This is a genomic window from Bacillus sp. FSL L8-0099 (assembly GCF_038006385.1).
Taxonomy (GTDB): Bacteria; Bacillota; Bacilli; order Bacillales; family Bacillaceae_G; genus Bacillus_A; species Bacillus_A toyonensis.
This window is the reverse complement of sequence record NZ_JBBOVC010000001.1, coordinates 5,402,504-5,415,400: the sequence shown is the minus strand read 5'-3', so window position 1 is coordinate 5,415,400 and position 12,897 is coordinate 5,402,504. Positions and strand designations below refer to the sequence as shown.

14 protein-coding genes are annotated in these 12,897 nt (G+C 35.9%); 13 read left to right on the top strand and 1 reads right to left on the bottom strand.

The genetic code is table 11. From position 1 onward, the window contains the following. Positions 1-564: 564 nt before the first annotated feature. The 10 genes from rpmH to spo0J all read left to right on the top strand — a co-directional run bounded on the left by rpmH (position 565) and on the right by spo0J (position 9,607). Entirely contained in the window at positions 565-699 is a 135-nt protein-coding gene (gene rpmH / locus MHH42_RS27650; protein ID WP_000831901.1) for a 50S ribosomal protein L34, read from the top strand. A 76-nt stretch (positions 700-775) separates the two neighbouring features. Beyond that, positions 776-1,114, top strand: a complete 339-nt coding sequence (gene rnpA / locus MHH42_RS27645) for a ribonuclease P protein component (RefSeq protein WP_340894692.1) — start codon at positions 776-778, stop codon at positions 1,112-1,114. A 60-nt stretch (positions 1,115-1,174) separates the two neighbouring features. Further along, positions 1,175-1,942: a YidC family membrane integrase SpoIIIJ gene (spoIIIJ, locus tag MHH42_RS27640; RefSeq protein WP_000727743.1), complete on the top strand. Its 768-nt coding sequence runs from the start codon at positions 1,175-1,177 to the stop codon at positions 1,940-1,942. Then, a complete protein-coding gene (gene jag, locus MHH42_RS27635) occupies positions 1,939-2,556 on the top strand; it encodes an RNA-binding cell elongation regulator Jag/EloR (protein ID WP_000111507.1) in 618 nt (205 codons plus the stop codon). The genes spoIIIJ and jag overlap by 4 nt, the downstream gene beginning before the upstream one ends. A gap of 225 nt (positions 2,557-2,781) precedes the next feature. Beyond that, the gene (gene mnmE / locus MHH42_RS27630; RefSeq protein WP_000393771.1) at positions 2,782-4,158 is read left to right on the top strand and encodes a tRNA uridine-5-carboxymethylaminomethyl(34) synthesis GTPase MnmE; all 1,377 of its coding nucleotides are present in this window, start codon (positions 2,782-2,784) and stop codon (positions 4,156-4,158) included. A 46-nt stretch (positions 4,159-4,204) separates the two neighbouring features. Continuing rightward, a complete protein-coding gene (gene mnmG, locus MHH42_RS27625; RefSeq protein ID WP_000541048.1) occupies positions 4,205-6,094 on the top strand; it encodes a tRNA uridine-5-carboxymethylaminomethyl(34) synthesis enzyme MnmG in 1,890 nt (629 codons plus the stop codon). A gap of 21 nt (positions 6,095-6,115) precedes the next feature. Beyond that, the gene (rsmG, locus tag MHH42_RS27620; protein WP_340894690.1) at positions 6,116-6,835 is read left to right on the top strand and encodes a 16S rRNA (guanine(527)-N(7))-methyltransferase RsmG; all 720 of its coding nucleotides are present in this window, start codon (positions 6,116-6,118) and stop codon (positions 6,833-6,835) included. 105 nt (positions 6,836-6,940) lie between these two features. Further along, positions 6,941-7,813 (top strand): nucleoid occlusion protein, encoded by an 873-nt coding sequence (gene noc / locus MHH42_RS27615; RefSeq protein ID WP_000799019.1) that lies wholly within the window; start codon positions 6,941-6,943, stop codon positions 7,811-7,813. Positions 7,814-8,001: 188 nt separating this feature from the next. After that, positions 8,002-8,763, top strand: coding sequence for a sporulation initiation inhibitor protein Soj (gene soj, locus MHH42_RS27610; RefSeq protein ID WP_000516116.1), 762 nt, complete (start codon positions 8,002-8,004; stop codon positions 8,761-8,763). Continuing rightward, positions 8,756-9,607, top strand: coding sequence for a stage 0 sporulation protein Spo0J (gene spo0J, locus MHH42_RS27605; RefSeq protein WP_080119617.1), 852 nt, complete (start codon positions 8,756-8,758; stop codon positions 9,605-9,607). The genes soj and spo0J overlap by 8 nt, the downstream gene beginning before the upstream one ends. Before the next feature lie 20 nt (positions 9,608-9,627). Here the strand turns inward: spo0J and yyaC are convergent, their stop codons facing one another. After that, positions 9,628-10,224: a spore protease YyaC gene (yyaC, locus tag MHH42_RS27600; protein ID WP_340894688.1), complete on the bottom strand. Its 597-nt coding sequence runs from the start codon at positions 10,222-10,224 to the stop codon at positions 9,628-9,630. Positions 10,225-10,483: 259 nt separating this feature from the next. Here yyaC and MHH42_RS27595 point away from each other — a divergent pair, with 259 nt between their 5' ends. From MHH42_RS27595 to ychF, 3 genes are all read left to right on the top strand, one after another. Then, positions 10,484-11,365: a mechanosensitive ion channel family protein gene (locus MHH42_RS27595; protein ID WP_000365117.1), complete on the top strand. Its 882-nt coding sequence runs from the start codon at positions 10,484-10,486 to the stop codon at positions 11,363-11,365. 20 nt (positions 11,366-11,385) lie between these two features. Continuing rightward, positions 11,386-11,583, top strand: a complete 198-nt coding sequence (locus MHH42_RS27590; protein WP_000435485.1) for a DUF951 domain-containing protein — start codon at positions 11,386-11,388, stop codon at positions 11,581-11,583. 114 nt (positions 11,584-11,697) lie between these two features. Continuing rightward, complete coding sequence (ychF, locus tag MHH42_RS27585) at positions 11,698-12,798, top strand: redox-regulated ATPase YchF (RefSeq protein WP_000524664.1); 1,101 nt, start codon at positions 11,698-11,700, stop codon at positions 12,796-12,798. Positions 12,799-12,897 lie beyond the last annotated feature (99 nt).

Genomic DNA, 12,897 nt, shown 5'->3' with positions numbered 1-12,897 from the left:
AGGTGTCCCTCCTTTACTAAGATGGTAAAAGAATAAGGTTGCGCAACAAATGTACAACCCAATAAATAGTAAATGTATATTTATACGAAACGTCTTTTAAAACCTAAAAACGTCGTTTGTATATGAGATAGGGTTTTCGACAAAAAAAGCAAATGTGGACAACTATTTACCCACATGTGATTAAAACTGTCCACATGTTATACACAAATTGTGGATAAAATAAACATGTGGGAAACTTATTCAAAGTGAAAACACAACTATAATATCAAAAAAAAGTAGCTATAGCAATGAAATTAAGAAAGTTATCCACAAAATCAATACCTTGTGGAATAAACTTGTCCACAATACGATATACTGTGTAAAAGTAAGAAAAAAGTTTGTGGATATAAAAAACATAAAAAAACATTTATCCACAAGGAAATATAAGAACTGTGAAAAAGAATGTGAACAGGTTCAAAATGAATATTTGATGAAAATTTAGAGAACCATTGACATTTTCCTAGTTGATTAACTATAATTTATAAGACTGTCTTTAACAGATATTCCTCAGGGAGGTGTCATATAATGAAAAGAACTTACCAACCAAATAAACGTAAGCGCAGCAAAGTACATGGTTTCCGCAGCCGTATGAGCACAGCGAACGGACGTAAAGTGCTAGCAGCTCGTCGTCGTAAAGGAAGAAAAGTATTATCTGCGTAGACCACTGATCGTTCAGTGGTCTTTTTTTCTAATAATAGTGAATTTCCGCTGATGAAATACAGGAGTGTCAATTGATATGAAGAAAAAAAATCGTATAAAGAAGAATGATGAATTCCAGGAGGTTTTTCAAAAAGGAAAATCAAATGCGAACCGTCAGTTTGTTGTATACCAACTAAATAAAGAAGAACAGCCAAATTTTCGCATCGGTCTTTCTGTTAGCAAGAAGATAGGAAACGCAGTAGTTCGTAATCGAATTAAGCGTATGATCCGTCAGTCCATTACAGAATTGAAAGATGAGATAGATTCTGGAAAAGATTTTGTTATAATAGCAAGGAAGCCTTGTGCAGAGATGACATATGAAGAAGTAAAGAAAAGCTTAATTCATGTCTTTAAACGCTCTGGTATGAAAAAATAAAAAAGTAGCGTAAGGAAATGAATTACACTATATACATACCGATACAAGGAGGAGTAGGCTTTGAAAAAGAAATTAGGTTTACTAGCCATGGTTGTTGCGTTAATGGCAATTACTGCTGGCTGTAGTGAAGTAAATCAGCCAATTACACCGAAAAGCACTGGGATTTGGAATGAATATTTTGTATATCCACTATCTCAGTTAATTACGTATTTTGCTGAATTATTCGGTAAGAATTATGGTTTAGCAATCGTCGTTACAACTCTTATCATTCGTTTTGCATTATTACCACTAATGATCAAACAAACGAAGAGTACGAAAGCAATGCAAGCATTACAACCAGAAATGGTGAAGTTAAAAGAAAAACATAGCTCTAAAGATCAAGCAACACAGCAAAAATTACAACAAGAAATGATGCAGTTATATCAAAAAAATGGTGTAAATCCATTAGCCGGTTGTTTACCAATATTTGTTCAGATGCCTATTTTATTCGCATTTTATCATGCGATTATGAGAACATCAGAAATTAGTAAACATACATTTTTATGGTTTGATTTAGGACAGGCAGACCCTTACTATATCTTACCGGTTGTTGCAGCGATTACGACATTTATTCAGCAAAAGCTTGCAATGGCAGGAACTGCTGGTCAAAATCCACAAATGGCAATGATGATTTGGCTTATGCCGATTATGATTTTAATCTTTGCAATTAACTTCCCAGCGGCATTATCACTTTACTGGGTTGTTGGTAATATCTTTGGTATCGCTCAAATGTACTTTATCAAAGGGCCAGAAATTAAGGCTAGTAAGGCTGGAGGAGCAGGTAAGTGAGTGTAATTACTGCTAAAGGACAAACAGTCGAGCTGGCAGTAGAAGATGCTTTAAGGCAATTAAACACTTCAAAAGATCAAGTTGATATAAATATTATCGATGAGGGTAAAAGGGGATTCCTAGGCTTATTTGGGAATCGTCCTGCAGTAGTAGAAGTTGTATTGAAGAAAGATCCCATTCAAGAATGTGAAGAGTATTTAAAAAATGTTATTCGCAACATGGGTGTGGAAGTCGAGATTAGTAAAATTGTAAAGGGACGCGAAGTTGAATTTACAATTTCTGGTGATAATGTAGGTGTTTTAATTGGAAAAAGAGGTAATACGTTGAACTCTTTGCAGTATTTGACAAAACTTGTCGCGAATCGCCATACGAAACAGTATATTGGTATTACACTAGATGCTGAAAATTATCGTAGTAAAAGAAAAAGTACGTTAGAATCGCTTTCTTATCGATTAGCAAAACAAGTGTCTAAAACGAAAAAAAGAGTTGTTTTAGAGCCGATGCCATCTTTTGAACGAAAAATTATCCATCAAGCATTATCTAATCATCAAGATATCAATACAACTTCTGAAGGAAATGAACCACATCGGCATGTTGTAATATCTTCCAAATGACCGGTTACTCAAATGAGTGCCGGTTTTTTTGAGGGGAAAACAGATGTGGATAACTAAAAACACTAAACTTATCCACTGTGAATAAGTTTAGTGTTTTTTACATGAGGACATAATAAAATGAGTTATTATTCTTTTGTAGATAGGTTCGTTATGGTATTCTAATAATTTAGTGAAGAAAATAATCGTGTTGAAATAGAGATAAATAAGCAAGTGAGGTGAAAGGACATGGAATTTGATACAATTGCTGCGATTTCCACAGCGCTTGGAGAGGGCGCAATTGCCATTGTTCGAGTAAGTGGGGATGATGCGGTTGAAAAAGTTAATCGTATTTTTAAAGGGAAGGACTTAACAGAGGTTCCTTCTCACACAATTCATTATGGTCATATTGTTGATTTAGATACAAATCAAGTTATTGAAGAAGTTATGGTGTCTATTATGCGTGCACCAAGAACTTTTACACGCGAAAATATAGTAGAAATTAACTGCCACGGTGGACTTGTTTCGGTAAATAAAGTATTGCAGCTTATTTTAGCGCAAGGAGTACGATTAGCAGAGCCTGGTGAATTTACAAAACGTGCTTTTTTAAATGGTCGTATTGATTTATCACAAGCAGAAGCTGTCATGGACTTAATCCGTGCAAAAACAGATCGTGCAATGAACGTAGCGATTAATCAAATGGAGGGGCGATTATCTAAATTAATTGGCCGCCTGCGTCAGGACATATTAGAAACGCTAGCTCATGTTGAGGTAAACATAGATTACCCAGAATATGATGATGTGGAAGAGATGACACATAATATTTTAATTGAGAAAGCGACACATGTTCGTGCTGAAATTGCAAAAATATTAGAAACATCGAAGCAAGGGAAGATTTTACGTGAAGGTATTGCTACTGCAATCATCGGTAGACCTAACGTTGGGAAGTCATCGCTATTAAATAGTCTCGTTCAAGAGAAAAAGGCAATTGTAACTGATATTGCAGGAACAACTCGTGATGTTATTGAAGAGTACGTTAATGTGCGTGGTGTACCACTTAAACTTATAGACACAGCCGGGATTCGTGAAACGGAAGATGTTGTTGAACGAATTGGGGTAGAACGTTCAAAAGAAATGATGAGCCAAGCAGATTTAGTGTTAATTGTCGTAAATTATAGTGAGGCTTTAACAAATGAAGATGAAGATTTATTCCGTGCGGTACAAGGAAAAGATTTCATTGTTATTGTGAATAAGACGGATTTACCGCAAGGAATTGATATGGAACGTGTTGCAGAATTGGCTGCGGGAAATCGTGTTATTACAACATCCTTAATCGAGGAGCAAGGAATAGATGAGCTTGAACAGGCGATAGCTGAGCTATTCTTTGAAGGAACAATTGATTCTGCAGATATGACATATGTTTCTAACGCAAGGCATATCGGACTATTAACACAAGCAGAAAAGACAATTGGAGATGCAATTGAGGCAATAGAAAATGGTGTTCCGATTGATATGGTACAAATTGATTTAACGAGAACGTGGGAAATACTTGGTGAAATTACTGGTGATACTGTCCATGAAAGCTTAATTGACCAGTTGTTCTCTCAATTTTGTTTAGGAAAATAATATGGCGATGTTTCAGAAAGATAGAGATTATTAGGAGGAATAAATAATGGGATACAATGCCGGTTCATACGATGTTATAGTAATCGGTGCAGGTCATGCAGGATGTGAAGCTGGTCTTGCGGCAGCACGAATGGGCTCCAAAACATTAATGTTAACAATTAATTTAGATATGGTAGCGTTTATGCCATGTAACCCTTCTGTTGGTGGACCAGCAAAAGGGATTGTTGTTCGTGAAATTGATGCATTAGGCGGAGAAATGGGACGCAATATTGATAAAACGCATATTCAAATGCGTATGTTAAATACAGGTAAAGGACCAGCTGTACGTGCACTTCGAGCACAAGCAGATAAGTTCTCTTACCAACATGAATTAAAGAAAACAATTGAAGAAACACCAAATTTAACTTTGTTCCAAGGAATGGTAGAGCGTTTAATCGTTGAAGATGGCGTATGTAAAGGGGTAATTACGCAAGCGGGTGCTGAATATACAGCAAAAACAGTCGTAATTACAACTGGAACATTTTTACGTGGTGAGATTATTATGGGTGATTTAAAATATTCGAGCGGTCCAAATAATCAGCAACCATCTATTACATTATCTGAGCATTTAGAGGAGCTTGGATTTGATCTTGTTAGATTTAAAACAGGTACACCTCCTCGTGTAAACAGCAATACAATTGACTACAGTAAAACAGAAATTCAACCGGGTGATGATAAACCACGTGCGTTCTCTTTTGAAACGACGAAATTTATTATGGATCAAATTCCATGTTGGTTGACATATACAAGTACGGAAACACATCGTTTAATAGATGAAAATTTACATCGTTCAGCTATGTATTCTGGTATGATTAAAGGAACAGGACCTAGATACTGTCCTTCTATTGAAGATAAAGTAGTAAGATTTAATGATAAACCACGTCATCAAATTTTCTTAGAGCCAGAGGGACGCAATACGCAAGAAGTATACGTACAAGGTCTATCTACAAGCTTACCAGAAGATGTACAGCGTGACATGCTTAGAACAATCCCGGGGCTGGAAAATGTCGAAATGATGCGTACAGGTTATGCAATTGAGTATGATGCAATTGTGCCAACGCAATTATGGCCAACACTTGAAACGAAAAACATTAAAAATTTATATACAGCAGGACAAATTAACGGAACTTCTGGTTACGAAGAAGCGGCAGGACAAGGGCTTATGGCTGGAATTAATGCGGCATGTCGATCTTTAGGTAAAAAAGAAGTTATTTTAGGGCGCGAGGATGCTTATATTGGTGTCTTAATTGATGATCTTGTAACGAAAGGTACAAATGAACCATATCGTTTATTAACATCTCGTGCAGAGTACCGTCTATTATTACGCCACGATAATGCGGATCTTCGTTTAACTGAAGTTGGTCGTGAAATCGGATTAATTAAAGAAGAGCGCTATGAGCGATTTACAAATAAAAAGTTACAAATTGAACAGGAAAAGGAACGTTTAGGTAGCATTATTATTAAACCACGTCCTGAAGTTCAAGAATTAATTCGTAGCATTGGTGGAAGTGAATTGAAAGACGGAATACGTGCAAGTGACTTATTACGTCGTCCAGAGATGACATATGAGCATATTCATCTTTTAGTACCAAGCGAAGTAGAATTAAGTGATGAAGTTACGGAACAAGTTGAAATTCAGACTAAGTACGAAGGATATATTGAAAAATCATTACAGCAAGTAGAGCGTATGAAGAAAATGGAAAATAAAAAAATCCCTGTGGATATTGATTATGATGCAATTTCTAGCCTTGCTTCAGAAGCTAGACAGAAATTGAAAGATGTTCGTCCACTTTCAATGGGGCAGGCTTCACGTATTTCTGGCGTAAATCCAGCAGATATTTCCATTTTACTTGTGTATATTGAACAAGGAAAAATTGCGCGCGTATCGAACCAATAAATAGTAAGGAGCTATCGCTAGATGAACATAGAACAATTTCAATCTATGCTAGAAGAGAAGGGTATTACCCTCTCTTCTAGGCAGTTAGAGCAGTTCAAAATCTACTTTGAAACATTAGTAGAGTGGAATGAAAAAATGAACTTAACGGCTATTACGGAAAAAGAAGAAGTATACTTAAAACACTTTTTTGATTCTATTACAGCTGCTTTTTATTATGATTTTTCAAAACCATTCTCAATTTGTGATGTTGGTGCAGGGGCTGGATTCCCAAGTATTCCTTTAAAAATCTGTTTCCCGCACTTAAAAGTAACAATTGTAGACTCATTGCAAAAACGTATTAATTTCTTAAATCATTTAGCACAAAAGCTAGAATTAAGTGACGTTGCATTTTGTCACGATCGTGCTGAAACATTTGGGAAAAAAGAAGGTGTACGTGAATCGTACGATATTGTAATGGCACGTGCAGTTGCGCGTCTTTCTGTATTAAGTGAGCTATGTTTACCACTTGTAAAAGTCGGAGGAACATTCATTGCGATGAAGGGTGCAGCAGCAAACGAAGAAATTGAAAATGGCAAGTATGCTTTAGGGGTGCTTGGCGGAGAGTTAAAAGAGATGTCTACGTTCCAATTACCGTTTGAAGAAAGTGAACGTAATATTTTATTAATCGAGAAAAAGCGCAAGACACCAAAGAAATATCCACGCAAACCGGGAACACCCAATAAATTACCTATTGAAAAATAAATCTTATTAGACGTAAGATTAAATTATATAAATGAAAACGTAAATGTTTCATAGGAAACATTTTATGTAGAATAGTCAATAGGCCTAAAAGGTGGTGGAATATGTATGAAAAATACGTTTTCTCGTTTATTTGGCTTTGGAGATAAAGAGAGCGAATTCGAATTACAAGACGAAAGCCATGAAGAAATAGATAAAAAGGTATATGAAGAAATACAAGAAATTCCGATCGTAAATATTACTCCTAATCGTTATCAACCACGAACGGTTTTTGACGATGCACGTATCGACGAGTTGGCATTAACGATTCGTACACACGGGCTCATTCAGCCGATTGTTGTGAGGCAGTATGAGGATGATAAGTACGAGATTATTGCTGGAGAAAGACGTTTTCGCGCAGCAACGAAGTTAGGCTGGGAAAAGGTCCCTGCGATCATAAAGAACTTAAATGATACAGAGACGGCTTCTGTAGCGTTAATTGAAAATTTGCAACGTGAGGAATTAACAGCAATCGAGGAAGCTGTGGCATATCAAAAGCTGATTGAGTTACATAATTTAACGCAAGAAGCATTGGCACAACGACTTGGAAAAGGACAATCTACAATCGCAAATAAGTTGCGATTGTTAAAGTTGCCTGAAGAAATAAAAAGTGCATTGTTAGAAAAAAGTATTACAGAACGTCATGCTCGTGCTCTCATTCCTTTAAAAAATGAGGAATTACAACTGAAAGTTTTACAAGAAATTGTGGAAAAACAACTCAATGTAAAACAAACAGAGGAACGAATCGCGAAATTACTAGAAGAAGTAAAACCGAAGCGCAAGGCGAAGCAAAAAGCAGTAAGCCGAGACGCGAGAATTGCTATGAATACAATTAGGCAATCATTACAAATGGTGGCTGACAGTGGTTTAAATGTTAATTCTGAGGAAGAAGAATTTGATGAGTACTATCAAATTACGATTAAAGTTCCGAAGAAAAAATAATAATGATGTGTTAGAGACCTTATCCTACTGGAGAGGTCTCTTTTGCTATATTTTCTTGTTAATGAAGAAGGAGTTTAGAAATAAATTTTGAAGTTTAATAAGGACGGAAAAGAAAAACTTTTATTTCATGTTACAATAAACGTAATTGTTACTAGAATAAGATAGAAAGGTTGAAAGTAGGTGACATCATGGGAAAAATCATTGCTATTGCTAATCAAAAAGGCGGTGTTGGAAAAACAACAACATCTGTTAATTTAGGGGCTGGATTGGCGCAAGTAGGTAAGAAAGTCCTTCTCGTAGATATTGATGCTCAAGGAAATGCAACGACTGGTGTGGGAATTGAAAAGTCAGAATTAGACCAATGTATTTACAATGTTCTTGTGGAAGATGCAGATGTTCAGGGAGTTATACGGAAAACCGCAACTGAAAACTTAGATGTTCTACCCGCTACAATTCAATTGGCTGGTGCTGAAATTGAATTGGTACCGACTATTTCCCGGGAAGTACGTTTGCAAAGGGCATTACAGCCAGTTCGTGATGAATATGATTACATTATTATCGACTGTCCCCCGTCTTTAGGGTTATTAACGATTAATGCATTAACAGCAGCAGATTCTGTTATTATTCCTGTTCAGTGTGAATATTACGCACTCGAAGGATTAAGTCAGCTATTAAATACAGTTCGACTTGTACAAAAACATTTAAATAAAGATCTAGCAATTCAAGGTGTATTGTTAACAATGCTAGATGCCCGTACAAATTTAGGGATTCAAGTTATAGATGAAGTGAAGAAATACTTTAGGGATAAAGTATACCGTTCCATTATTCCACGTAATGTTCGCTTAAGTGAGGCACCAAGTCATGGGAAACCGATTATGCAGTATGACGCTAAATCAAGAGGGGCAGAAGTATATATAGATTTAGCAGAGGAAGTGATTGCAGGTGGCTAAAGGTTTAGGAAGAGGGATTAATGTGTTTTTTCCTGATTTAGATGTGAAAAAAGAAGAAACGATTCAGGAGATTATCGTAACTGAATTAAGGCCGAATCCATACCAACCGCGTAAGCACTTTAATAAAGCTGCGATTGAGGAATTAGCGGCTTCTATTAAAGAACACGGCATATTACAACCGTTAATTGCTAGAAAGAGTATTAAAGGATATGAAATTGTTGCAGGTGAAAGAAGATATCGTGCTGCCAAAGAGGCTGGACTTGAAAAGGTACCTGCCGTTGTAAGGCAATTAAACGAGCAGCAAATGATGGAATTTGCTTTGTTAGAAAACTTACAACGAGAAGATTTAAATCCGATGGAAGAGGCAATGGCATACCAGATGTTAATGAATGAGCTAAATGTAACGCAAGAACAATTAGCAAAACGTCTTGGTAAAAGTAGACCTTACATTGCAAACTATACTCGGTTATTAAGCCTCCCTTCTTTCGTACAAGATATGATTGCAAATGGTCAACTTTCAATGGCTCATGGGAGAACTTTACTTACAATCAAAGATGAAGAACAATTGAAGTCCTTATTGAAACGCATTGAAAAAGAAGGATTAAATGTTCGTCAATTAGAGAAAATCGTCCAAGAGATTAATCAACACGTTTCACGTGAAACAAAACAAGTGAAAAAAGAGCGAAATATATTTTTCGTAGAACGTGAAACGTTCTTAAGAGAAAAGTTTGGCACAGATGTGAAAATTAAAGAGACGAAAAAAGAAAAAGGTAAAATCGAAATTGAATTTTTTAATAAAGAAGATTTAAATCGTATTTTAGAATTATTATCACATAAAAATTAAAAAGCAAACCATCTTATTATTTATAGATGGTTTGCTTTTTTTAATGCAGATAATTTTTGATCCGTCTCTTTTATACTTTGTGCGATTACATCGGCCATTTTCACCACTAAACTTAATCTCGTATTTTGAAGAACAAAAAACTCCATAAAACCATTTAAATTGACGATGCCGTGTATATGCAAATCACCAACTGCAGGTAATTTCTTATTCATCGCAGCACCAGGTTTACTAGGTCCTTTTCCAGTAGTAATTGAACCGATATTTTGAGACTTTCCTAAACATGCATCAACGGCAATTATAAAGGAAGTAGGATTTTCTTTCTGTATATTTTGAATTTTCTCTTCTAGATTCAGTGCATGCACTGGTTCATCTAGTGTGCCGAACACTTGGAAGTTTTTGATTTCTACTTGTTCTAGCTTAGTGCCAACTAATGGGCCGAGTGCATCACCGGTGGAACGATCTGTTCCGATACAAACGAGAATAAGTGGTATATTAGTTTGAATAGGAATATGGGAAAGCAAGAAGTTACTGATTGTCTCGGAGGCTTCTAAGTCTTGGTGCATAACATTTTGAGTTTCTTTTTCGAAAAAAGGTAAGCGAAAACTTCCAATATTCATGAAGCACCCATCCTTTTAATAAATTTTCAAAATATGTTATATGGCGAATAAAATGGAAAACTATAAGTGCGTACTTTTTGCAAAATGTAAATGAAAACGGAAATAATAGTACTAGTATATATATATTCGTTCCATTTTATACCTGGATAGAAGTTAACAAATGCAATTAAAGTTATAAATTTTTTCAGCAATCAGAGAGACTTCTGATACAATAAGAAGAATAACTAAAAAGAAATTTTGGCTGGAGAGGTAGAGATACATGGATTTATTAACGAAGTGGTTTAATTCTACGAAACAGTATTTATTGGATGCTGATCGTTGGGCTCATATTGGAGTTGCGACATTAAAAATATGTATTATTTTAACAATTGGTGCAGTTGTTGTGCGAGTTGCAAGAGCGGTTGTACGAAATGCGTTTCGCATGGGGAGCCGTTCTCCAATCCAAATTTCAGAACGTCGTACAGTTACGGTAGCGAAATTACTTGAAAATATTGTAGCATACGTTGTTATGTTCATTATGCTAATTGCGATTTTAGGTGTGTTTAATATTAATGCATCAGGTTTATTAGCGGGTGCCGGGGTAATTGGTTTAGCAGTCGGATTTGGTGCTCAAAGTTTAGTGAAAGACGTTATTACAGGTTTATTTATTTTGCTAGAAGATCAGTTTTCAGTTGGCGATTATGTTAAAATCGGTCAATTTGAAGGAGTCGTTTTAGAAATTGGACTTCGTACAACGAAAGTAAAGAGTTGGACAGGTGAAATTCATACTTTACCAAACGGAAGTATTGTTCAAGTTACTAACTACTCAGTTAGTAATAGTGTAGCATTTGTTGATGTATCTATTTCATATGAGGCTGACATTGCGAAAGCAGAGCAAGTTATTGAGGATTTATTAATAGAGTTACCTGCACAATACGAAAAAATGGTAACGACGCCTCAATTATTAGGTGTGCAAACATTAGCTGCATCAGAAGTTATATTACGCGTTATTGCTGAAGTAGAACCGATGCAACATGCAGTTATTGCAAGAGCACTTCGTAAAGAGATTAAAAATCGTCTAGATTTACATGGAATTGAAATTCCATATCCACGTATGGTTTTATATAATCGTGAAGAACTGGTTAGTGGAAAAGCACTTTAGTATCGAGAGGGGTTTGGAGAGTGGAGCAAAAGGAATATAACTTGTACGACGTTGTGGAAATGAAGAAAGCCCACCCATGTGGTGAGAATCGTTGGAAAATTATTCGTATGGGAATGGATATCCGCATTAAGTGCGAGGGATGTGACCATTCAGTAATGATTCCTCGAAGAGAGTTTGATCGTAAGGTGAAAAAAATACTTGTGAAGCACGAAGAATAGAGAAAAAGTAACAGTTGCAGTAGGTGGCTGTTGCTTTTTTCGTTTGGAGGAAACTTGTCATTTTTTTCGTTACTATCTATAATGATGAAAGATTGAGACATAGGAGTGAAAAATATGGGATTAACGGCTGGGATTGTTGGATTACCTAACGTAGGGAAGTCCACTTTATTTAATGCAATTACACAAGCAGGAGCAGAATCTGCGAACTATCCATTCTGTACAATTGATCCAAACGTAGGAATTGTAGAAGTACCAGATGAGCGTTTAAATAAATTAACGGAATTAGTAGAACCGAAAAAGACTGTTCCGACTGTATTTGAGTTTACTGATATTGCAGGTATCGTAAAAGGTGCAAGTAAGGGCGAAGGGTTAGGAAATAAATTCTTATCTCACATTCGCCAAGTAGATGCAATTTGCCAAGTTGTTCGTTGTTTTGAAGACGAAAATATTACGCACGTTTCAGGAAAAGTAGATCCAATTGATGATATTGAAACAATCAACTTAGAGCTAATCTTAGCAGACTTAGAGTCTGTTGATAAACGTATCGAGCGTGTTGCGAAATTAGCAAGACAAAAAGATAAAGAAGCAGTATATGAGCATGAAATTTTAGTGCGTTTAAAAGAAGCTTTCGAAGAGGGGAAACCAGCTCGTACTGTTGAATTTACAGAAGAGCAAATGAAGATTGTTAAAGGCCTTCATTTACTTACAACGAAAGAAATGCTATACGTAGCAAACGTAAGTGAAGATGATATTATGGATCCTTCTGAAAATAAATACGTACAAATGGTAAAAGAATTTGCAGCAAATGAAAATTCACAAGTAATTGTTGTATGTGCAAAAATTGAATCAGAAATCGCTGAGTTAGATGAGGAAGAGAAAAAAGTATTCCTGGAAGAACTAGGCATTGAAGAATCTGGTTTAGATCAGTTAATCCGTGCTGCATATGACTTATTAGGACTTGCTACTTACTTCACAGCTGGTGTGCAAGAAGTGCGTGCATGGACGTTTAAACAAGGTATGAAAGCACCACAATGTGCGGGCGTAATTCATACAGACTTTGAGCGTGGATTTATTCGCGCAGAAACAGTTTCTTATGATGATTTAATGACAAACGGTTCTATGACAGCTGCAAAAGAAGCTGGAAAAGTACGTTTAGAAGGAAAAGAGTATATCGTAAAAGACGGAGATGTTATGCACTTCCGTTTTAACGTTTAATTTAATATTTCCTAGGAAAAATAAAGATATGAACTTGGCAAATATATTATGTGTTTGCCAAGTTTTTTACGTATTGGTGAGTTGATTCATATAACTTAC

Bases quoted from the DNA above. Each gene is read 5' to 3' on its own strand.
- rpmH (WP_000831901.1), top strand. From the start codon at position 565: ATGAAAAGAACTTACCAACCAAATAAACGTAAGCGCAGCAAAGTACAT.
- rnpA (WP_340894692.1), top strand. From the start codon at position 776: ATGAAGAAAAAAAATCGTATAAAGAAGAATGATGAATTCCAGGAGGTT.
- mnmE (WP_000393771.1), top strand. From the start codon at position 2,782: ATGGAATTTGATACAATTGCTGCGATTTCCACAGCGCTTGGAGAGGGC.
- mnmG (WP_000541048.1), top strand. From the start codon at position 4,205: ATGGGATACAATGCCGGTTCATACGATGTTATAGTAATCGGTGCAGGT.
- rsmG (WP_340894690.1), top strand. From the start codon at position 6,116: ATGAACATAGAACAATTTCAATCTATGCTAGAAGAGAAGGGTATTACC.
- noc (WP_000799019.1), top strand. From the start codon at position 6,941: ATGAAAAATACGTTTTCTCGTTTATTTGGCTTTGGAGATAAAGAGAGC.
- soj (WP_000516116.1), top strand. From the start codon at position 8,002: ATGGGAAAAATCATTGCTATTGCTAATCAAAAAGGCGGTGTTGGAAAA.
- yyaC (WP_340894688.1), bottom strand. From the start codon at position 10,224: ATGAATATTGGAAGTTTTCGCTTACCTTTTTTCGAAAAAGAAACTCAA.
- MHH42_RS27595 (WP_000365117.1), top strand. From the start codon at position 10,484: ATGGATTTATTAACGAAGTGGTTTAATTCTACGAAACAGTATTTATTG.
- ychF (WP_000524664.1), top strand. From the start codon at position 11,698: ATGGGATTAACGGCTGGGATTGTTGGATTACCTAACGTAGGGAAGTCC.